The organism is Streptomyces sp. NPDC032161 (assembly GCF_040636995.1).
Taxonomy (GTDB): Bacteria; Actinomycetota; Actinomycetes; order Streptomycetales; family Streptomycetaceae; genus Streptomyces.
In genome coordinates this window covers 97,794-118,498 of sequence record NZ_JBEZVN010000013.1, presented here as the reverse complement: position 1 = coordinate 118,498, position 20,705 = coordinate 97,794, and the positions used below count along the sequence as shown (strand labels likewise).

The window sequence follows — 20,705 nt, the reverse complement described above, 5'->3', positions numbered from 1 at the left end:
CCAGAAGGGGTACGACGTGCGGCTCAGCCGATCCGAAGGGGTTGCGCCGTTCGGTCGGCGGCCCGTCTCCGGGCCGGGGATGAGGGGTGAGATGTGAGGAAGGGGACGCGCGTGGGGAAGGGCGCGTGCGTGGGGGAGAGAGGAAGTCCTGGGGCCGGTCGTCCAGGGCGGACCCGGGGTCAGTCGTCCGAGGCGGCGCTGCTGCCGCGCACGACGAGGGAGGGTTCGAGCAGGACGCGCTCGGGCGGGGCACCGGCGTCCGACAACCGGGCCAGCAGCAGACGGACGCACTCGCGGCCGACCGCCTCCAACGGCTGGGCCACGGTGGACAGTCCGGGGGAGAGCAGCGCCGCAGTGGGGGAGTCGTCGAAGCCGACGACCGCGACGTCCTCGCCGGGCACGGCCCCGCGTTCGCGCAGGGCGTGGTAGCAGCCCAGCGCGAGCACGTCGCTGGCGGCCACCACGGCCGTGGCACCCGCGTCGAGCAGCGGACCGACGGCGGTCCGCGCGGAGTCGATGTCGTCGACGCTCTGCGCCCGCCTGCCCCGCACCGGAAGACCGTGCCGCCGCATGGCGCGCTGCCACCCCAGCGCACGGTCGTCACCGACCCCGGAGCCGCGCGGCCAGCCGAGGAACGCGATCGAGCGGTGCCCCAGGCCCACCAGGTGCTCGACCGCGGCGTCCGTGCCCGAGGCGCCGTCGACGTCCACCCAGTCCCCGATCTGCCGACCGGACCACATCCGGCCGAAGCCCACGAACGGGACACCGCGCTTGTCCAGCCACGCCTGGCGCCGGTCGCCGCGCTCGGTGCCGCTCAGCACGAATCCGTCCACGCTGTGCAGGTCGATCAGCTCCTCGTACTCGTCCGGACCGGCACTGCCGGGGGGCGCGGCGAAGAGCAGGATCCGGTATCCGGCCTCGTCGGCGGTCTGCGACAGGGCATGCAGGAACCGGTCCATGACCGGTGCCGACGTGCCCGGCGCGGTGGGCCGGATGCCGTAGCCGATGAGCTTGCTGGAGCGGGTGCGCAGCGTCTGGGCCGCCCGGTGCGGGCGGTAGCCCAGCTCGTCGATGGCGAGCAGGACCCGCTCCAGGGTCTTCGGGCGCAGCAGTTCCGGCGCGTTGAGCGCGTTCGACACCGTCTGCGGGGAGACCCCCGCCCGCCGCGCGACCGTGGCCAGGGTGACCGGGGCGGCCTTGGCGGCGGGGGAGTCGGGGGAGCGGGCCATGAGTCTCTCCGTGGCGATCGTATGACGGTCCGAGGTTATTGGAGCGTTCCAAAGGCATTGTCAACGCGCTGAAGTCGTCGTTAAGGTTTTTGGAACGCTCCAATGCCATGAGAGGTTCCGCTCTGTTGGACACGACTGTCAAGACCCAAGACCCTGAGATTCCCGACACGCGTTCCGGCGCCGAGGACGGCCCGGCCCCCCAGGGCCTCCAGCCGTTCCTGCACGACGCCTGTGTGACGCTGTACGCTCCGAGCTTCGCGATCTCGCACGCGGACGGGCAGATCGACGGCCCCGCGGACGGCTTCTACCACGGCGACAGCAGGGCGCTCTCCCGGCTGACGGTCGCGGTGGACGGCACGGAGCCGGCACCGGTGCGAGGAGCCCTGGAGGGCGCGGACCGCGCGGCCTTCCGCAGCGTGCTGCGCGGCCTCGGCGAGTCGACGGCGGACCCCGCGGTCACCTTGCGCCGACGGCGTCGCGTCACCCCCGGCAACCTGGAGGAGACCTTCGAAGCGGACAATGCCGGGGGCCGGCCCGTCCGTTTCCGGCTGGTCGTCACCGCCGGGACCGATCTCGCCCCGATGGAGCGGGTCAAGTCCGGCCACGTCCTGCCGCCGGTCCCGGCCGGCACCGTCGAGGACGGACTCGCCTGGTCCCGGGGCGCCTTCTCCGTACGCCTCACCAGCCGTACCCGGCCGACCGCTGTCGACCCGGCCGCCGGACGACTGGAGTACGAGATCGAGCTCGCGCCGGGCGCCACGTGGACCGCCGTGCTCCACTGCGAGGCCGCGCACGAGGACGGCGACCAGTTCCCCGCGCCCGCCGAGGGCACCCTGCCCTGGCACACACCCGTGCTGCGCAGCGCCGACCGGGGCTTCGACCGCTGGCTGAGCCGGTCCGCCGCCGACCTCGACCGGCTGCGGCTCACCGATCCGCAGCGGCCCGCCGACCAGTTCCTGGCCGCCGGGGCCCCGTGGTTCCTCACCCTCTTCGGCCGCGACTCCCTGTGGGCCGCCCGCATGCTGCTGCCCCTGGGCACCGACCTGGCCGCCGGTACCCTGCGCACGCTCGCCCGACGCCAGGGCACGAAGTCCGACCCGGCGACCGAGGAACAGCCCGGCAAGATCCTGCACGAAGTGCGCCGCGCCACCCAGGACTTCGACCAGGGCTTCTCCCTGCCGCCCTGCTACTACGGCACGGTGGACGCCACCCCGCTCTGGATCACCCTGCTGCACGACGCCTGGCGCTGGGGCCTCGCGCCCGAGCAGGTCGAACAGCTCCTGCCGCACGCCGAGTCCGCCCTCGCGTGGATGCGCGACCAGGGCGACGCGGACGGCGACGGGTTCCTCAAGTACGTCGACCACACCGGCCGGGGCCTGGCCAACCAGGGCTGGAAGGACTCCGGCGACTCCATCCGGTACGGCGACGGACGGATCGCCACCGCCCCGATCGCGCTCTGCGAGGTCCAGGCGTACGCGTACGAGGCGGCCCGGGGCGGCGCGGATCTGCTGCGCGCGTTCGGCCGTCCCGGCGCCGACGCGTGGGAGGAGTGGGCTCAGCGGCTGCGCGAGCGGTTCCGCGCCCGCTTCTGGGTGGAGGACGAGCGGGGACCGTACCCGGCCGTGGCGCTCGACGGGGAGGGCAGGCCGGTGGACTCGGCCACCTCGGGCTTCGGCCACCTGCTGGGCACGGGCCTGCTCGACCACGAGGAGAGCGCCCTGCTGGCCGCCCGGCTCGGCGCGCCCGACCTCGACTCGGGCCACGGCCTGCGGACCCTGAGCAGCGACTCCGTGGCGTACAACCCGTACGGCTACCACATCGGTTCCATCTGGCCGCACGACACCGCGATCGCGGTGCACGGCCTGGTCAGGGCCGGGTTCCCGGCAACGGCCGCGTCCCTGTCCGCGGGTCTGCTGACCGCTTCCGACGCCTTCGACGCCCGGCTGCCCGAGTTGTTCGCGGGCCATGGCGCGGCGACGGACGTGCTGCCCTCGCCCTATCCGGCGTCCTGCCGCCCGCAGGCATGGGCGGCGGCCTCGTCCGTGCTGGTCCTCCAGTCGGTGCTGGGACTCTCCGCCGACGTGCCGGGCGGCACGCTCACGGTCGCGCCAGCCTTCGCCGAGGCGTACCGGCCGTTGCGGGTGGAGGGGCTCGAAGTCGCGGGCGGGCGGCTCGGCATCCGCGTCGACGCCGACGGCACGGCGCACGTCGACGCGCCCGAGGGCCTGGAGGTGAGGCGGGGACACCCGAGCCCGCGTTGACGTCGGGTCGCGGCGTCCCGTCACGGGCGGCGCCGGGCGTGCCCGGGTCGGCGGGGCGGGGGAGTGCGCGCCGGCGCGGGCGGTTCAGCGCGTCGTGCGCGTGGACCCGCCCGCCCGGCGCAGCGCCTGACGGGCCGACCAGAGGACGGAGACGAGCGGCACCGCCACCACGGCACCCAGCACCCCCGCCGTGATGGCACCGCCGATCACCGCGACCGCGACCACGACGGGGTGCAGACGGACCGCCCAGCTCATCACGATCGGATGCAGCAGATGGCCCTCGATCTGCCCGATGACCACGATCAGCGCGATGACGACGACCGCCACGACCGGACCCTTCGTCGCCAGGGCCACCACGGCGGCGATCGCGAGCGCGATCGGCGAGCCGATCAGCGGGACGAACGCGGCGAAGAACTCCAGCAGCGCCAGCGGAACCGCCAGCGGCACCCCGAGCGCGAACAGGGCCAGCCCGACGAGCACGGCGTTGGTCGCCGCCACCAGGACGATGCCGTGGGTGTACCCGGTGAACGTCCGCCAGGCCGCCCGGCCCGCGATCTCCACCCGGTCCCGGGCCGTCTCCGGGAGCTGTGCGCAGAACCAGTCCCAGTGCCGGTCCCCCGAGTGGATGAAGAAGACCGAGCAGAACAGGGCGAGCGCGAACACCGTCACCACCTCGACCAGTCGCCCCACCCCGCTGAGGGCCGTACTGATGACGACGGAGCGATGGCGGGAGAGGTACGCGCCGATCCGGGACTGGAGATCGTCGAGCACATGCGGGTCCAGCCGGAACGGTGGCGCCTCCAGCCAGCTTTTGATCCGCCCGAGTCCGTTACCGAACTCCCGCTCCAGCCCCGCGCTTTCCCTCGCCACCGCCTCGCCGACGAGACCGAGCACACCGAGGGCCAGGACGATGCTGCCGAGCACGGCCAGGGCGACGGCCAGCGGCCGGGGCAGCGGACGGGCGAGGAGGTCCGCGACGGGCCGCAGCATGGCGGTGCCGACCAGGCCGAGGAAGACGGCCACCGCCACCTCGTGGAACCGTCCCAGGACGGAGAAGACCGCGTACACGACGGCGCCCACGACGAGGATGCGCCAGGCGTACGCGGCGCATGCCCGCAGCGTGGGGTTCACCCGTGGCTCGCGCCGGCCGCCACGGGGCGGCGCGGGACGTGCGCGCGTGATCCGGGACGCGGGGCCGGGCGATCCGCGCCGCGCCCGGGGGGAGGCGGCACGAAGACGCGTGCGGCGTGCTCCGGGCCGGCAGCCGGAGGCCGTGCTGTCGGGCTGCGGATGCGATGACCTGGGCATTCCCCTGCTGGTACCAGCAGGGACGGCGTCGTTCGGGGCTCCCGGGGCGACATGCGCGGGAAGTCACCCTACGGGCGGAGCCCCGGGCGCGCCCCGGGGCTCGCGCCGCGAGGGGGGCGAGGGCGTCCGGGCCGGTGGCCGTGGGAGGGCGTCGGGCCACTGACGTTCCACGTCACCCCGACGTGGTGTCCGGCGCATACTGGAGTGAGATGCGTGATTGGAGGACTCCATGATCGTCCTTGGTGTCATTCTGCTGATCCTCGGCCTGGTGACGGGCATCTCGATTCTGTGGACCATCGGCATCGTGCTGGTCGTGATCGGACTCGTCCTCTGGGTCCTGGGCGCCGTGGGGCACGCCGTGGGCGGGCGGCGGCACTACTGGTAGCACCCGGTCCGCCCCAGTAGCATCGCGCCCCGACCCCGCTGTCGTCGCCCGCCGTCGAGCGGAGGACGGCGGCACCCGGTCAGGGAGACCGTGATGCTGAGGGTGTTTGACGACCTGTCCCCGCCGCTGGTGGCCGACGCGTGCCTCCGTACCGGAGTCCCGCTGCGTGCCGCACCGGCGGGCATCGGCGCGGTGACGCCGGGGCACCGCATCGCCGGCCGGGCCCTGCCGGCGCGGCACCACGGCAGCGTGGACGTCTTCCTGGAGGCGTTCGGTCCGGCGGAACGGGGCGACGTGCTGGTCGTCGACAACGGCGGCCGGACGGACGAGGCGTGCGTCGGGGACCTGACGGCCCTTGAGGCCGAGTCGGCCGGGGTGGCGGCCCTGGTGGTGTGGGGACTGCGCCGGGACACCCCCGGAACCGGCGCGGATCGGCGTCCCCGTGTTCAGTTACGGCAGCCACCCCCGCGGCCCGGTCGGGCTGGACGAGCGGGAGCCCGGGGCCCTCACCACGGCCCGGTTCGGCCCGCACCCGGTGAGCCGCGAGGACATCGTCCTGGGCGACGAGGACGGGGTGCTGTTCGTCCCGGCCGCGAGCGCCGATGAAGTACTGGCGGCCGCCCGAGCGATCCGGCGCGCCGAACGCGAACAGGCGGTCAGGATCAGGGCGGGCGAGACGCTGCGCCGGCAGACCTCCTTCGAGGACTACCTGGCCCGGCGGTCGGCCGATCCCTCGTACACCTTCCGTCACCACCTCCGCCGGATCGGCGGCGCCGTCGAGGAATGACCGGGACCGGTCGGGGGCCGGTCCGTCCGGGGGGCGGGGGACCGGCCCGGCACGGCCCGGGACCGGTCCCGGGCGCGGGGGCGGAGAGCCGCAACGGCCTCGCGCCGGGCGTCCGCAGCGGATTCACACGGCGCGTTCGACGAGGAACGGGAGCAGCGCGAGGATCTCGTCGAGCGCGCCCGGTGCCAGGGGAACGCTCTCCAGGCTGCGGCGCGCGCCCTCCAGGTGCCGGTGGGCCTCGGCCAGCGTCGCCTCCCGCCCGCCGGCCTCCTCGACGAGACCGGCGGCCCGCCGTGCGGCCGGGGCGTCGAGCGGGTCCCCGGTGCCCAGGAGAACCGCCAGGCGCCCGGCGGCCGGACGGTCCGACGCGAGGGCCGCGAGGACGGGGTACGTCTTCTTCAGCCGGCGCAGATCGCTGTGGACGGGCTTGCCCGTGACCTCCGGATCACCCCAGATGCCGAGAAGGTCGTCCACGGCCTGGAACGCGACCCCGAGGTGCCGTCCGGCGTCGGCGAGGGCGTCGACGGTTGCGGACGGCGCGCCCGCGAGCACACCGCCCAGCCCCGCCGCGCAACCGAGCAGCGCACCGGTCTTGTGCTCGGCCATCCACCGGTACTCCCGCGGTCGCACCGCCTCCGGCCCGGTCCAGGGCCGGGACTCGAAGAGCAGGTCCTCGGCCTGACCGCGTACCAGGTCGGCCAGCGTCGCGGCGAGATGCCGTACCGCCGCCGCGCCGTGCGGGCCGGGAGCCTCGGCCAGCGTGCGCACGGCCAGCGCGAACAGCGCGTCCCCCGCGAGGATCGCCGGTCCCGTCCCGTACGCCTTCCAGACAGTGGCGCGCCGCCTGCGGGTCTCGTCGCCGTCCATGATGTCGTCGTGGAGGAGCGAGAAGACATGGATCAGTTCGACGGCGACCGCACCGACCACGGCCTCCTCCGCGGGCGCGCCCGCGGCCTCGGCGGCGAGCAGCGCGAGGGCCTGACGGACCCCCTTGCCCTGCGAACCCGGCGGTGGGCCGCCGTCCGCCGTGTCCCAGCCGAAGGAGTAGGCGGCCATCTCCGCGTGCCACGGGTGCAGTTGGCGCACGGCACGTGCGAGCGCCGGGCGGACCAGGTCGCGGCAGCGGCCGAGGATCTGCGGCGCGGTGGGCCCGCGCGTCACGGACGGAGAGGTCATCGTCGCCCGGTCTCCTCGTCCGCGTCACCGGCCGGTGCCACACCGAGTTCGGCGAACGCCTTGTTCACCATCTCGCGGGCGTTGAGCAGGCCGATCCGGTCCAGGGTGCGGCGCAGTTCGGTCAGGTCGGCGACGGTCTCGTCCGGGGCGCGGCCGAGCCGGGCGAGCGACTTGACCAGTCCCAGCCGGGCCAGGGCCTCGCCCCGGGGTTCGGTCATGGCACGGAACTCGTCGAGCGCCTGCGCGTAGCCCCGGCGCGCCTCCTCGTAACGGCCTGCACGGAAGAGGACGTTGGCGCGCATCTTGTGGTTGTACGCCAGGGCGCTGGACAACTTCATCTCGCGGCACGTGAGTTCGGCTTCCGAGAGCAGGGCCAGGGCACGCTCCGGGTCGTCCCGCAGGGAGATGATGTCGGCCATGCCGCGCAGGGCCCAGGCCCGGCCCCGCCGGTCGTCCGCGGCCCCGGCCAGCTCGGCCGCCTCCTCGAACATGGCCAGCGCGCTGTCCAGCGAACCGGTGTTGCGGTGGATCTGGGCGATGCCCTCCAGGGCCCAGACCGTGTGGCGTGCCTCGCCCCGGGCGCGCGCCTCGGCCAGCAGCTGTTCGTGCAGGGCCGCGACGGTCCGGTAGTCGCCCTGTATCCGCCCCGTCTCCGCGAGACCGGCGAGGGAGTACCCGCGCGCGACGACGTCCCCGCCGCGTTCGCCCATGTCGGCCGCGAGCTCCAACAGACGGAAGGCGAGCCGGAGTTCACCACGCTGCCGGGCGAGCGTCCCGCCGCTCCACAGCGCCCATGCCATCGCCCCCTGGTCGCCCGCCGAACGGGCCGCCCGGTAACTGGCCTTCCATGCCCGGTCCGCCTCCTCGACATCGCCGAGCCGGCGGTGCGCCTCGGCCACCGCGAGCCCGCAGCGTGCCACCTCCTGCTGCGACCCGGTGAGCTCGGCCTCCCTCAAGTGCCGTAGTCCTTCCGCGAGTACGTCCGTGAGTGAGGAGTTCACCGACATCTTGGTGAGGGCGCCTTGGTACTCGGGTGCCAGTGCCTTGCTGTGCATGGAAGCCTTTCGCGCGTCCGGGACGCCGGCAGTGACTCTATGCGCATCATGTATACACTCAGTGCATAGTTGACTGGTGGTCGCACCCGGGCACTCGTGGGGGTTTCGGACAGGGTGTCTCTTGCGGCGAACCGCCTTGCTGTTGATCAAGACGGTGGGACGGTGCCCGAGGTTGCTCCGGGATCAACGGAAGTCGAACACCGGCTGATTCCCGCCGGGGGCCGGGAGTTGGGACTGGGACATCGCTTCGGGCGGGCGATCCGGCCCGGGGCGCCGGGGTCCCGATGGCCGGTTCGGGACGGATCCCGCTGTCCGGGCCCGGGACACGCGGCGGTGCCGCGACGGGGCCCGGCCCCGGCATCCGAGGTGGCGGCGCCGACGGCGAACCGGCGGGCGCGGGCCCGGTCCGGCCGTACGTCAGCGGTCGAGCGGCCTGCCCCAGGAGGCGGCGGCGGCGGAGGCGAGGTCGGCCCCGCGCACCGGGCGACGCTCGTCGTGCCAGACGGCGGTCAGCGGCACGTCGAACGGGAACTCGATGTCCGTACCGTCCTCGAACGAGACGACCACGTGGGTGTCCGGACCCGACGGGTGGTTGTCCACCCACTGCACGTGTTCCACCGTGGGCGTCAGGACCCCGTTCGGATCGACCAGCCGGTAGCCCTCGTCCACCTCCTGGGACTGCACGGGCATCAGCGCCGGCTGCTCCCTCGCCGCTTGCTCGTTGCGGAAATACGTCGTCATCCGGCCAAAAGTACCGGACCCCGGGCTCCGCGACGCGCCGCGGATGCGAGTGATTCGCACGACCGGGTGGTCCTCGGCGAACGGCTCGCGCGAAGGGCCCCGGCCTCGTGCGCACGGGGCGGGGTGGGGGCTGAACGGCCGCCGGGCAGCACCGTCGACGCGCTGCCGTCCGCGGGCGGAACCGTCCTTCGGCCTCGCGGGGGCACGAGGACCGTCGTCCCGGCCGCCACCCGCGTACGGGGCCGTGCGGGGCCGGCGACCTCCTACGGCCCCGGCCCCCGTACGGCTCCGTCCGGTGGCGCTCGCGAAGCGCCACCGGCACGCTCTGGCTAAGCTCGACGGGGGGCCGGACCACTGACCGACGGAGGCTCCCATGACGACGGCGATCGAACTGCGCGATGTGGCCCCCCGCCTCGCCACCGGCGTGTTCCTCCTGAACTCCGGCCTGGGCAAGTTGAAGGCGGACGAGGAGACCGCCCGTACCGTGCACGACATGGCCTGCGTCGCCTACCCGTTCCTGCGGAGGATCGAGCCCGGGCGATTCACCCGGATGCTCGCCTGGTCGGAGGTCGCGATCGGCGGCGCCCTGGTCTCCCCGGTCGTGCCGACGCGACTGGCCGGACTGGCGCTGACCGGGTTCTCCGGAGGGCTGCTCGGCCTCTACCTCCGGCTGCCCGGAATGCGGGAACCCGGCAGCCTGCGGCCCACGCAGAACGGCATTCCGCTGGCCAAGGACACCTGGATGCTCGGCATCGGGCTCGGATTCCTCGGCGCGGGCGCCCGCCGGACCGCCCCCCGCCGCTCCAGGTGCCGCCGGTGCCGGGGCTGACGGTCAGCCGGATCCGGGGCGGGCACCCGCGGAACGTGCCCGGGGCGGGACGATTCCGGGAGCGGGGGACGGGAGGGGGGCCGGGCCGAGCCGCCACACCCTCGCGGGCGGGACATTGGCCCACACCGTGCGTCCCGCGACCGTCCCGCGCAGCCGGTATCCGGCCAGCACGGTCTCGACCGCCCGGTGCCGGGCGGCTTCCGCGGCGCTCGCGACGAGTCTGCGGGCCGGGGCGGTGCCGAGATAGGCGAAGTACGTCAACGCCCCTTGCGGGCGCAGCATTTCCAGGTAGCGGTCCATCACGGAGGCGACCGTGTCCGGGGTGAAGTTGGTGAACGGCAGGCCGGAGACGATCACGTCGTAGGACCTGCCGGTGTCCAGCTGCTCGACGCGTGTCTCGTGCACGACGGACCGGACGCCGTGCGGGTCCCGGTCCGGGCCCTCGTCGCCACGGCGGTGGTCGGGGCGGTCCGCGTCCGGCCGTGTTCCCCGGCGCGCGTCGCCGGACCGCCCCGCCCCGTGGACGACTTCGCGCAGCAGGGCCGCGAAACGCGGGTTCGTCTCCACCACGTCCAGTGAGCTTCCGGGCGCGAGCAGCGGTAGCAGGAAGCGGGTGACGGGCCCGGTGCCGGCCCCCACCTCCAGTACGTCCAGGGGTTGTCCGGCCCGCTCGGCCACCGGTGCGCAGAGGGCGGCGGCGAGGCGGCGGCTGCTGGGCGCCACCGCGCCGGTGGTGCGGAAGGCGCGTACGGCCTCGGCGGCGAACAGCCGGGTGTCGGTGAAACGGGGCCATGAAGTCATGACCGCGACGCTAGAAGTGCCGGGGCGGCCCGCAATCGGCCGTTGCGCCGGGGCGCACCCGTACGAAAGTCCTCCATGAGGCGTACCGGACCCCCACCCGAGCAGGGGGTGGGATGCGACCCGAGGCCGATGGGGCCGGGGCCCCGGACTGCCTACGATCGGCCGGTGGAGCGCGAATACCCTCATCGAGGCCCGGCGTGGACGGAGTGGGCGCTGTGCGGCGTGGTGCTGCTGCTGGTGGCGCAGGGGCTGGCCATGGCCCGCCTCCACGCCCCGCCGTCGTACGCGGCGCAGGCGGCGGCCGTTCTCGCCGCGCTGGTCCTGCCGCTGCGCTGGCGCCGTCCGCTGCCGGTGCTCGGTGTCGCGGGGGTGGCACTGGTCGCGCAGGGCGCGTACGAACCCATGACGGTGATGGTCTTTCACCTGGCGGCCCAGGGCCGGGTGCGTGTCGCGGTGGCGGCCGGGGCGGTGGCGGGAGCGCTGCCGTGGGTCTGCGGTACACCGCTGAGCGGCGGGGTCACCCCGACCTACGGGGCCGGGCTGCTGTTCACGCTGGCGTTGACGGCGGGGCTGTGGTGGCACAGCCGCCGGAGGCTGATCGACTCGCTGAGCGAACAGGTCGAACTCCGCGTCCAACAGGCCCGGGCGGCGGAGCGGGCCCGGATCGCGGCCGAGATGCACGACGTGCTGGCCCATCGGCTGAGCCTGCTCGCCCTGCACACGGGGGTGCTGGCCCTGCGGACGGACACCCTGCCGCCGCAGGTCGGCGAGCGGATCGCCCTCCTGCGTGCCACCTCGACCCAGGCACTCGCCGACCTGCGGGACGTGCTGGGCGTGCTGCGCGCGCAGGAGGGAGCGGGCGACGGCCCCGGCGGCGGGGCGGTCTGCGTCCCGGCGATCCGTGATCTGTCGGACCTGCTCGACGAGGTGCGCGCCGGTGGACAGGAGGTGACGGCGGACGTGACCGGGGACCCGGACACCGCCCCCGCCACCCACCTGCTGGCGGTGCACCGCCTCGTCCAGGAGGGGCTCACCAACGCCCGTAAACACGCCCCGGGCGCGGCCGTCCGGCTGACGGTGCACTACGGCGCCCCCGCCACCGAGGTGGAGCTGGTCAACGCGGCCCGGACCGCCTCCGCGCCCCGCCCCGACGGGGCGGCGGGCCGGGGCTTCGGCCTGGTCGGACTGGCCGAACGGGTGGCCGGGCTGCACGGACGGCTCGACCATGGTCCGGGGCCGGACGGCGGGTGGCGGCTCACCGCCCGGCTGCCGGTCCGGGGCACGGAGCGGGACGGGGCGGGGAACACCGGGGACCCGGCGCCGCGACGGGGCGCCCCGCTCCGGAGCGAGGCCGGGCGGTGACCGCGATGCCCATCAGGACGATGGTGGTGGACGACGACGCGCTGGTCAGGCTGGCACTCACCGATCTGCTGGCGACCGACTCCGGCATCGAGGTCGTCGCCCAGGCCGCCGACGGCCTCCAGGCGGTGGCGCAGGCCACCGCACACCGCGTGGACGTCGCCCTCATGGACGTACGCATGCCGAGGCTGGACGGCATCGAGACGATCGCGCGGCTGCGCCGACTGCCTCACGCGCCGCGCGTCGTCACCCTGACCACCTTCGACCTGGACGCGTACGTGTACGAGTCGCTGGCGGCGGGGGCCGACGGTTTTCTGCTCAAGGACGTCGATCCGGCGGAGATCCTGCGGGCCGTGCACGTCGTGGCGGCGGGATCGGCCCTGCTGCACCCGTCGGCGGCCCGGCGGCTGATCGACCGCTTCCAGCACACCGCCCGCACGGGGACCGGAGTGGACCGGGAACGGGTGGACCGGCTGACGCCGCGCGAGCGAGAGGTGCTGGTGCTGCTGGCCGAGGGGGCCACGAACGCGGAGATCGCAGGACGGTTGGGCATGAGCGAGAGCACCGTGAAAGCCCATGTCAGCCGCATCCTGACTACGCTGGGAGTGGGAAACCGCGTCCGTGCGGCGCTGGCCGCCCGGGACGCCGGGCTGACACAGGACGCCCCGTCCCGTACTTGGTGACGGTGAGTGATGGCCTGGGGTGCGGTGTCCCGGGAAACCTGGTTCCGTGGCGGAGGCGGCTCCACCCACAGGTCCAAGGAGTGATCATGAGCGAGTCGGATGAATACCGTGGCCGGGTGAAGGAGTTGCGTGCCAAGGCGAAGGACCTCGAAGAGGCCGCCGAGCGCACCACCGATCCCGAGGAACGCCGGCGCCTGAAGGACAAGGCCCGCCGGATCGAGGCGGAGAGCGAGCAGGTCAGCGGCATGGCGAGCGGGGACATCTACCCCATGGAGTGACGGCCTCTCCCCATGGGCCGACGGCCCCGTCGAACCCCGTGGCACGACCGCTCCCACGCTGATGGCGTGACGGCCCGCGCCCCTGTCCGACGGCGGGGCGGGCACACCACCGCGCGGCTCCCGAGCTTCCGCGCACCACCGCTCGGGGCCGCGCGGTTCCGTGCGTCGGGCCGGGGAACCCGTGCGGGAGCCGGGCGCTGCACGGGAATCCGTGCGGGAGCCCGGCGTTGTACAAGAACGTGAACTCCGTGATCGCGGCCACCCGCTTCTCCGTGCTCGACCGCTCCCGCGTGCGTGAGGGCCACGACGGCCCGGAGGCGCTCCGCGGCTCCGTGGGCCTGGCCCAGGAGGCCGAGGCGCTCGGCTACCACCGGTTCTGGGTGTCCGAACACCACGGCGTGCCGGGTGTCGCCGGTTCGGCGCCGACGGTGCTGGCGGCGGCCGTCGCGTCGGCGACGTCCACCATCCGGGTCGGAACGGGCGGAGTGATGCTCCCCAACCACCGACCGCTCGTGGTGGCCGAGCAGTTCGGGGTGCTGGAGTCGCTCTTCCCCGGCCGGATCGACCTGGGTCTCGGGCGCTCGGTGGGCTTCACGGACGGCATCCGCAGGGCGCTGGGCCGGGACAGGAGGGCGGCGGAGGACTTCGCCGGGCAGCTCGACGAACTCCTCGGCTGGCTGGACGGCACGCAGACCGTCCACCCGGGGGTGCACGCCCGTCCCGCCGAGGGCCTGCGCATCCCCGCGTTCGTGCTGGCCACCGGCGAGGGGGCCGGTGTGGCCGCGGCGGCCGGACTGCCGCTGGTCGTCGGGGACCTCCGTGACCGGGAGAAGCTGCTCCGGGCCGTCGAGCGCTACCGCCGGGAGTTCCGTCCCTCGGCCCGGACCGTCGAACCCTACGTCGTGGTGTCGGGCACGATCGCGCTCGCGGGCAGCGCGGAGGAGGCCCGGCGCCTGCTGATGCCGGAGGCGTGGTCCCTGGCGTACTCCCGCACCCACGGCGTGTTCCCGCCGCTCGCCCCTGCCGGGCGGGTCGAGGCCCTGGCCATGACGGAGAAGGAACGCGACCTCTACGAGAAGGGGCTGCGCGGTCATGTCCAGGGGACGGAGGACCAGGTGGCCGCCGCCCTCGAAACGGTCATCGGGGAGACCGGAGCGGACGAGGTGCTGGTCACCACCAGTACCCACGACCGCGCGGCGTTGGTGGACTCGTTGCGCCGGCTGTCCCGGGTCGCGGGGCTGACGGACGGCCGGGCCGCGCGAGCCGGCGCATCACGGCCCTGAGCGCCGCGCGGGAACGCCCCGCCCCGCGCGAACACCGGGCACCCCCCCGCGCGCCGCGGCCGGGCGCCGGAGCCGGGCGCGGCGCGCGTGTCGATGGCGGGGCCCGCGCGGAGCAGCGGCCATGGTGAGGGCATGAACAGCGCTGACCTTTTGACGGACGCGTTCGGCCGCGTCCGGGAGACCGTGCACGCGGCGGTCGAGGGCGCGTCGCGCGCCGATCTCCATGCCCGGCTCGACGACGGGGCGAACACGATCGCCTGGCTCGTCTGGCACCTCACCCGTGTCCAGGACGACCACGTCTCCGACGCCTCCGGTACCGAGCAGATCTGGTTCACCCAGGACTGGGCCTCCCGCTTCGACCTGCCCTTCGAGCAGTCCGCCACCGGATACGGGCACAGCGCCTCGGAGGTGGCCGCCGTGCGCGTGGGCTCGCCCGACCTGCTGCTCGGCTACCACGACGCCGTGCACGAACGAACCCTGGAGTTCGTCCGCGGACTCGACGGCAGGGCACTGAACCGCGTGGTCGACGAGGCGTGGTCGCCACCGGTCACCCTCGGGGTCCGATTGATCAGCGTCATCTCGGACGACCTGCAGCACGCGGGACAGGCGGAGTTCATCCGGGGCTCGCTGGCCCGGCGCTGACGCCGTCGCCGGAACGGCCCGCCGGGAAGCCCGCGGCGCGTCCGGCCTCCTTCCGACTCCCCGGTACCGAGGCGGTGGAAACACCGTGCGTTCCGGCACCGGGGAGCCGGCGTTTCACACCTTGAGGCCGACGCCGCTCACCGCGTGGCCCTGCAGTTCGTCCACCCCGCCCCGGGCGGGATCCGGGCGCCAGGCCGACGTCCTCACCACGCCGGGCTCCACCAATTGCAGGCCGTGGAAGAAGTCGGCGATCCGCTCGGGGCTGCGCAGGTGGTACGAACTGGCCGAGTTCGCGTTGTACGAGGAAACGGCCTGGTTCAGCGAGTCGCTCGTGTTCGTGCCGTCGCTGAGGGCCAGATAGCTTCCCGAGGGGAGCGCCGCCAGCAGCCGGTCGACCAGCGTCCACGGGTCGTCCTCGTCGGGCAGCTGCCCCATGATCCCCAGCATGGTCAGCCCGACCGGCTTGGTGAAGTCCAGTGTCCCGGCAGCCTCGGCGAGGATCGTGTCGACATCCCTGACATCGGCGTCGATGTACGCGCACGCGCCCTCGGGGGTGCTGGTGAGCAGGGCGCGCGCATGGGCCAGGACGAGCGGGTCGTTGTCGACGTACACGATCCTGGACTCGGGGGCCACCCGCTGGGCCACCTCGTGGGTGTTGTCGGCCGTCGGCAGGCCCGTGCCGATGTCGAGGAACTGGCGTATGCCGGCCTCCGCGGTCAGGAAGTGCACCGCGCGGGCGAGGAAGGCTCGTTGGAGGCGGGCGATGGCGGCGAAGTCCGGGAATGCCTGCAGGATCATGTCGCCCATCCGATGGTCGACGGCGTAGTTGTCCTTGCCGCCCAGAAGGTAGTTCCACACGCGGGCGGAATGGGGCCGGTCCGTCTGGATCCGGTCGGCCGGAGACTGCGGTGAGGTACTCATGGCCAGATCTTCACATATGCCATACGGATGTGCCCCAGCTGGTGCGGGATCTCCGCAAAGACCGGTGAACCGCCCCGGGACACGGGTGTTTTCACCGGAACCCGTTCGTGACTGACCATCAAGTCCGCGTGCGAGGCCGACACGCCCGATCGCGCGGTTCTGCGCGAGGAGGGGCCGAGCGGGCCCGTGTTCGGGGCTCAGCCGTCCATGCCCAGCCGCTTCGCGAGGGCGGGCGGAACCGGATAGACCCGTTCCGGCGGCAGCAGCCGCTGGGCCTGCGACGCCCGCCCGATCTGCTTCGCCGCCGCGGCTCTGCGCGCCCGGGCGGTGAGGTCGGTGAGGTCGACGGCCCAGTCCTCGGCGAGGGTACGGATCAGCCCGCGTCCGACGCCGACCTGGATGCTGTAGTGATTGAGCGCGGCACCCCGCAACGAGCGCTCCGGATCCCACTGCACGTGGACGGGGGCCTGTGCCACGGCTGCCGGATCGGCCGTCGTCAGTACCGCCGAGGACAGCGCCTCCTCCCATCCGGAACGGGTGATCCGTACCGCGAGGATCCGTTCCTGCCCCGATTTCCGGGCCCAGTTGCTGCGGTGCATGAGCCACAGGAACGAGGGCTTGATCCACGTCATCCGGTGGAACGAGAACGGCGGCACGAAGCGCCCGGCCCGCAGGCAGGGATCGGCGATCGCGGGTGAATACGCCTGGTAGACCACGATCGTGCGGGCGTCGTACTGGGCGCGTATCTCGTACCGGGGGGTCATCGGCGCATCCTGCCCGGACGTCGCGACCACCCGCAAAGGGTTATCCCCGGCCCGCGCGGGCCCGTTCGAGCCCCGGGGCCCGAGCCGCCCTCGCGAACCGTTCATCCCCCTGGCCCCGCGTTCGTCTTCGTCGCGGCGCACCATCGATGAGGCGGTTTTTCGTGCGGTGCGACCACTCGCGGCCGACGCACCGCTGCCTACTGTTCCCTCACTCGGCGGCGGGGTGCCGCTTCTTCGGAGGTGACCATGGTCAGCGCCACAGGCACGGACACGAGCAGCAGAAGGACGCGCGCAACCCGGCCCGCGGCCGCGATGGTCACGGTGCTCGGCCTGCTCGCCACCGCGGCCGCGTGCGGAGGCGGTCCGGCCTCCGGGGGCGGCGGTTCCACGGTGGTGTTCGCGGTCGCCGCCGACCCCGGCTCCCTCAGCCCCACCACGGAGCTGGTCACCACCGCGCTGTCGATGAACACCTTCGCGTACGACACGCTCGTGCACGTCGCCGCCGACGGCACGGTGGTCCCCGGCGTCGCCGAGAAGTGGTCCGCCACGGCCACCTCCGCACGGTTCACCATCCGTCCCGGCGTGACCTGCGAGGACGGATCGCCGCTCACCGCGGACGACGTGGCCGCCGAGTACAACCACATCGCCGACCCGAAGAACCAGTCGCCGATGCTGGGCCTGTCCGTTCCCGTCACCGCCGCGGCGAAGGCCGACAGGGCGAAGCGGACCGTCACCGTCACCACGACGAAACCCGCCCCGTTCATCGTCGAGATGGCCCGGATGCTGCCGCTGCTGTGCCGGAAGAGCCTGGCCGCACCGGCCGCACTGGCCAGGGCGACCAACGCCAGCGGACCGTACCGGCTGACCGAGGCCGTCCCCGGCGACCACTACACGTACGTCAGACGGGACGGGTACACCCTGACCACCCAGGACGCCGCGAACGACCGCGTCGTCCGGTCCCTGTGGGAGGTGCGCGCGGACGGCGGTCCGGCCCGGCGGCTCACCCACGGCCCCGCGGACACCGCGCCGCGCTGGTCCCCGGACGGGACGACACTGGCGTTCCTGCGCGAGGGACGGCTCCACCTGCTGCCCGCCGCCGGGGGAGAGGCCACACCGCTCACCCCGCCCGACCGGTGCCCGGCCGGAGCGGGCACACCGGTGTGGAGCCCCGACGGATCACGGATCGCGTTCTCGGCCCCCGCCGCCCGGCGCGAGGACACCGCGCCCGTCGTCGTCGACACCCTCGGCTGGAAGGCGGACGGTGCCGGCCTGATCGGATCGGTCCGGACCCGGCTGTTCGTGGTGGACGTGGTATCGGGCGAGGTCGAACCGGTGACGGACGCCGACCGCAACGCCGGCACCCCCGCCTGGTCGCCCGACGGAACCCGACTCGCCTATCCGGCGCAGAGCGGGCCGGACTCCGCCGCGCTCCGCCCCTCGGCCGCCCATGTCGTGGAGATCGGCGCGGGCGGTGGCGAACCCCGCCGCATCGGCCCGGCCGGTGGCCTCGCCGGACCGGTGGAGTGGTACCCGGACGGGTCCGCGCTGCTCGTCGTCGGCCGTGACACGTTCGCCGTCGGCCACGCACGGCTGCTGCGTCAGCCCCTGGACGGGCCGGCCCCGGTGCCGGTCGACGGCGACCTCGACCGCAACGTCATGGGCGGCGGCCCCGGATACCCCGGAGCCCGGCCGCGGTTCCACCAGGACGCGATCCTGTTCTGCGCCCGCGACCGGGGCGCCACCCGCCTGTACCGGGCGGGCGCGGACGGGATCAGCGCCTCCCCGCTCCCGGCCGGAAACGGGATCAGCGGCTGCTCCCTCGCGCCGAAGGCCGGGCGGGCCGCCGTGGTGGCCACCGACGCGTCGAGCTTCGCCGAGATCGTCCTGCTCGACCTGGACGCCTGGGGGCACGGAGAACCCGGCGCCCGGCCCGTACGACTCACCGACCACATGGCGCGCGCACTGCCCGGCATCGCCCTCCACCCGGTCACCGAACGCGAGTTCACCCTCGCGGACGGCACCGTGGTGCACGGCATGATCACCCGTGCCGCGACGACGCCCGCCGGCGGCCCGCTGCTGGTAGACGTGCACGGCGGCCCGCACAACGCCTGGGCGCCCCACTCCGACCCGGTCCACCTCTACCACCAGGAACTGGCCTCGCGGCGCTGGACGATCCTGGCGCTGAACGTGCGCGGCAGCGACGGCTACGGCGAGGACTTCTACACCGCCGCGGTCGGCGCCTGGGGCGAGACGGACGAACAGGACGTCCTGCAGCCGGTCGCCGCCCTCGTCGACGAGGGCCTCGTCGCCCCGGATCGGATCGCGCTCACCGGCTACAGCTACGGCGGATACCTCACCTGCTGGCTCTCCGCCCGCAGCGACCTGTTCGCCGCCGTCGTGCCGGGCGGCGTCCTGGTCGACCTGAGGAGCATGGCCGGCACCTCGTAGGAAGGACACCTGATCGCCGGCCACGAGATCGGCGACCCGCGACGGATGACGGAGCTCTCGCCGCTCAGCCACGCCGACGCGGTGCGCGCCCCCACCCTGATCCTGCACGGCGCGGCCGACGACACCTGCCCGGTGGGCCAGGCCGAGCAATGGTTCCACGCGCTGCGCACCCGGGACGTCCCGGTCCGGATGGTCCTGTACCCCGGCGGGTCGCACCTGTTCCTCCTGGACGGCCGGCCCTCGCACCGGGAGGACTACTCCCGTCGGCTGGTCGAATGGGTCACCACGCACGCCGACCGCTGACCGCGCACGACAACGCCGCCACCCCCCGACCGCCCAATCCAACGGAATCGGAGCCGAACATGACCGACACCACGGACACCGCCGACACCACCAATGACCTGTCCGCCCACTGGACCGTCCGCCTCGCCGAACTGGCCGCGCGGCACTCCGTCCCCGGCGCGAGCCTGGGCATCCTGCACCGCGGCGAACTGGTCGCCGAGGCCGCCGTCGGTCTGGCCAACACCGAGGCCGGGATCGGGACGACCACCGACACGCTGTTCCAGATCGGCTCGATCTCCAAGGTGTGGACCACCACCGTGGCCATGTCCCTGGTCGACGAGGGACTGCTCGACCTGGACGCCCCGCTCGTCTCCGTCCTCCCCGAGCTGCGGCTCGCCGACGAGGCCCTGACCCAGGGGGTGACGGTGCGTCACCTCATGACCCACACCAGTGGAATCGACGGCGACCTCTTCACCGACACCGGCCGGGGCGACGACTGCCTGGAGAAGTTCGCCGCCCTGCTGGCCGACACCGCTCCCAATCACCCCCTCGGCGCCACCATGTCGTACTGCAACGCCGGTTTCACCCTGCTCGGCCGGGTGCTGGAAGTCGTCACCGGTGTGCAGTGGGACCGGCTCATGCGCGAACGCCTGTACAGCCCGCTGGGCCTGACGCACACCGTGACCCTGCCGGAGGACGTGCTGCGCTTCCGCGCGGCCATCGGACACCTGGGCGACCCTCCCGCCCAGGCCCCGCGGTGGGGACTGATGCGCTCGGCGGGACCGGCCGGGCTGATCTGCTCGACGCCGCGCGAGGTGCTGAAGTTCGCCCGGCTGCACAGGGACAACGGCGTCACCGAGGACGGCACCAGGATCCTCTCGGCCGAGAGCGTCGCCGCCATGCAGACCCCGCAGGTCGAGCTCCCCGATCCGCACGTCCTGGCCCACTCCTGGGGGCTCGGCTGGTTCCTCGACACCTGGGACGGCCACCGGGTCCACGGACACGACGGCGGGACCATCGGGCAGAGCGCCTTCCTCCGGGTGCTCCCCGAGGCCGACCTGGCGATCTGCCTGCTCACCAACGGCGGTGACACCGGAAGTCTCTACCGCGACGTGTTCGCCGAGATCGCACGGGACCTCGCCGGTGTCACGATGCGCCCCGGGATCGAGCCGGCCGCGGGACCGGTGGCGGTGGACCCCGCCGACTACGTGGGCGTGTACCAGCGGCTCTCCAGCAGGCTGGAGATCGTGGAACGGGACGGCGGCCTGGTCATGTGCGACCGGATCACCGGACCGCTGGCCGAACTCGTCGACGAGACGGAGCGCGAGTACGACCTGCGCCCGGTCGAGCCGGGCCTGTTCGTGGTGCGGCGACCGGGGCTCAAGACGTGGTTCCCGGTCGTGTTCTACGCCCTCGCCGACGGCACCCGCTACATCCACCACGGCGCCCGCGCCACGCCCAAGGTGGGCTGAC

The 20,705-nt window shown here is 73.7% G+C and carries 18 protein-coding genes and 2 pseudogenes; 12 read left to right on the top strand and 8 right to left on the bottom strand.

The genetic code is table 11. The features are described from left to right. Positions 1-179 precede the first annotated feature (179 nt). Complete coding sequence (locus AB0E67_RS22525; RefSeq protein ID WP_362029605.1) at positions 180-1,229, bottom strand: LacI family DNA-binding transcriptional regulator; 1,050 nt, start codon at positions 1,227-1,229, stop codon at positions 180-182. Positions 1,230-1,354: 125 nt separating this feature from the next. On the opposite strand from AB0E67_RS22525, the gene AB0E67_RS22520 reads away from it, so the two are divergent. After that, positions 1,355-3,490, top strand: a complete 2,136-nt coding sequence (locus tag AB0E67_RS22520) for a glycogen debranching N-terminal domain-containing protein (protein ID WP_362029602.1) — start codon at positions 1,355-1,357, stop codon at positions 3,488-3,490. A gap of 84 nt (positions 3,491-3,574) precedes the next feature. On the opposite strand, the gene AB0E67_RS22515 is transcribed toward AB0E67_RS22520, so the two are convergent. After that, complete coding sequence (locus AB0E67_RS22515) at positions 3,575-4,621, bottom strand: AI-2E family transporter (RefSeq protein WP_362029599.1); 1,047 nt, start codon at positions 4,619-4,621, stop codon at positions 3,575-3,577. Between the two features lie 406 nt (positions 4,622-5,027). On the opposite strand from AB0E67_RS22515, the gene AB0E67_RS22510 reads away from it, so the two are divergent. The 3 genes and pseudogenes from AB0E67_RS22510 (at position 5,028) to AB0E67_RS22500 (ending at position 5,970) form a co-directional block, all read left to right on the top strand. Then, a complete protein-coding gene (locus tag AB0E67_RS22510; protein WP_362029596.1) occupies positions 5,028-5,183 on the top strand; it encodes a DUF6131 family protein in 156 nt (51 codons plus the stop codon). Positions 5,184-5,276: 93 nt separating this feature from the next. Continuing rightward, positions 5,277-5,552: pseudogene (locus AB0E67_RS22505) on the top strand (RraA family protein); the annotation flags it as partial. A gap of 73 nt (positions 5,553-5,625) precedes the next feature. Beyond that, positions 5,626-5,970 carry a hypothetical protein gene (locus AB0E67_RS22500; RefSeq protein WP_362029593.1) on the top strand — a complete coding sequence of 115 codons (345 nt, stop codon included), beginning with the start codon at positions 5,626-5,628 and terminating at the stop codon, positions 5,968-5,970. A gap of 123 nt (positions 5,971-6,093) precedes the next feature. On the opposite strand, the gene AB0E67_RS22495 is transcribed toward AB0E67_RS22500, so the two are convergent. From AB0E67_RS22495 to AB0E67_RS22485, 3 genes are all read right to left on the bottom strand, one after another. Further along, positions 6,094-7,146, bottom strand: a complete 1,053-nt coding sequence (locus AB0E67_RS22495; protein ID WP_362029590.1) for a polyprenyl synthetase family protein — start codon at positions 7,144-7,146, stop codon at positions 6,094-6,096. Next, a complete protein-coding gene (locus AB0E67_RS22490) occupies positions 7,143-8,201 on the bottom strand; it encodes a tetratricopeptide repeat protein (RefSeq protein ID WP_362029588.1) in 1,059 nt (352 codons plus the stop codon). Before AB0E67_RS22490 ends, AB0E67_RS22495 begins: the two co-directional genes overlap by 4 nt. A gap of 417 nt (positions 8,202-8,618) precedes the next feature. Continuing rightward, entirely contained in the window at positions 8,619-8,942 is a 324-nt protein-coding gene (locus AB0E67_RS22485) for a hypothetical protein (RefSeq protein ID WP_362029585.1), read from the bottom strand. 373 nt (positions 8,943-9,315) lie between these two features. On the opposite strand from AB0E67_RS22485, the gene AB0E67_RS22480 reads away from it, so the two are divergent. Then, the gene (locus AB0E67_RS22480; RefSeq protein WP_362029582.1) at positions 9,316-9,771 is read left to right on the top strand and encodes a hypothetical protein; all 456 of its coding nucleotides are present in this window, start codon (positions 9,316-9,318) and stop codon (positions 9,769-9,771) included. A gap of 3 nt (positions 9,772-9,774) precedes the next feature. Here AB0E67_RS22480 and AB0E67_RS22475 read toward each other — a convergent pair whose 3' ends face one another. Further along, positions 9,775-10,572 (bottom strand): translation initiation factor IF-2, encoded by a 798-nt coding sequence (locus tag AB0E67_RS22475; protein ID WP_362029579.1) that lies wholly within the window; start codon positions 10,570-10,572, stop codon positions 9,775-9,777. Positions 10,573-10,737: 165 nt separating this feature from the next. On the opposite strand from AB0E67_RS22475, the gene AB0E67_RS22470 reads away from it, so the two are divergent. The 5 genes from AB0E67_RS22470 to AB0E67_RS22450 all read left to right on the top strand — a co-directional run bounded on the left by AB0E67_RS22470 (position 10,738) and on the right by AB0E67_RS22450 (position 14,817). After that, positions 10,738-11,934 carry a histidine kinase gene (locus AB0E67_RS22470; RefSeq protein ID WP_362029576.1) on the top strand — a complete coding sequence of 399 codons (1,197 nt, stop codon included), beginning with the start codon at positions 10,738-10,740 and terminating at the stop codon, positions 11,932-11,934. Between the two features lie 5 nt (positions 11,935-11,939). Next, on the top strand, positions 11,940-12,614 hold the full coding sequence (locus AB0E67_RS22465; RefSeq protein ID WP_362029573.1) for a response regulator transcription factor: 675 nt from the start codon (positions 11,940-11,942) through the stop codon (positions 12,612-12,614). Between the two features lie 86 nt (positions 12,615-12,700). Beyond that, complete coding sequence (locus AB0E67_RS22460; RefSeq protein ID WP_362029570.1) at positions 12,701-12,892, top strand: DUF6381 family protein; 192 nt, start codon at positions 12,701-12,703, stop codon at positions 12,890-12,892. 239 nt (positions 12,893-13,131) lie between these two features. Then, entirely contained in the window at positions 13,132-14,175 is a 1,044-nt protein-coding gene (locus AB0E67_RS22455; protein WP_362029684.1) for an MsnO8 family LLM class oxidoreductase, read from the top strand. A gap of 132 nt (positions 14,176-14,307) precedes the next feature. Continuing rightward, entirely contained in the window at positions 14,308-14,817 is a 510-nt protein-coding gene (locus AB0E67_RS22450; RefSeq protein WP_362029567.1) for a DUF664 domain-containing protein, read from the top strand. Between the two features lie 114 nt (positions 14,818-14,931). Here the strand turns inward: AB0E67_RS22450 and AB0E67_RS22445 are convergent, their stop codons facing one another. Together AB0E67_RS22445 and AB0E67_RS22440 are read right to left on the bottom strand one after the other, a co-directional pair. Further along, on the bottom strand, positions 14,932-15,738 hold the full coding sequence (locus AB0E67_RS22445) for an SAM-dependent methyltransferase (RefSeq protein ID WP_362029564.1): 807 nt from the start codon (positions 15,736-15,738) through the stop codon (positions 14,932-14,934). A gap of 197 nt (positions 15,739-15,935) precedes the next feature. Beyond that, positions 15,936-16,502: a DUF4291 domain-containing protein gene (locus tag AB0E67_RS22440; protein ID WP_362029562.1), complete on the bottom strand. Its 567-nt coding sequence runs from the start codon at positions 16,500-16,502 to the stop codon at positions 15,936-15,938. A 246-nt stretch (positions 16,503-16,748) separates the two neighbouring features. On the opposite strand from AB0E67_RS22440, the pseudogene AB0E67_RS22435 reads away from it, so the two are divergent. Continuing rightward, a pseudogene (locus AB0E67_RS22435) lies at positions 16,749-19,253 on the top strand (prolyl oligopeptidase family serine peptidase). 59 nt (positions 19,254-19,312) lie between these two features. Then, positions 19,313-20,704 (top strand): serine hydrolase domain-containing protein, encoded by a 1,392-nt coding sequence (locus tag AB0E67_RS22430; protein WP_362029559.1) that lies wholly within the window; start codon positions 19,313-19,315, stop codon positions 20,702-20,704. Position 20,705: the final 1 nt, after the last annotated feature.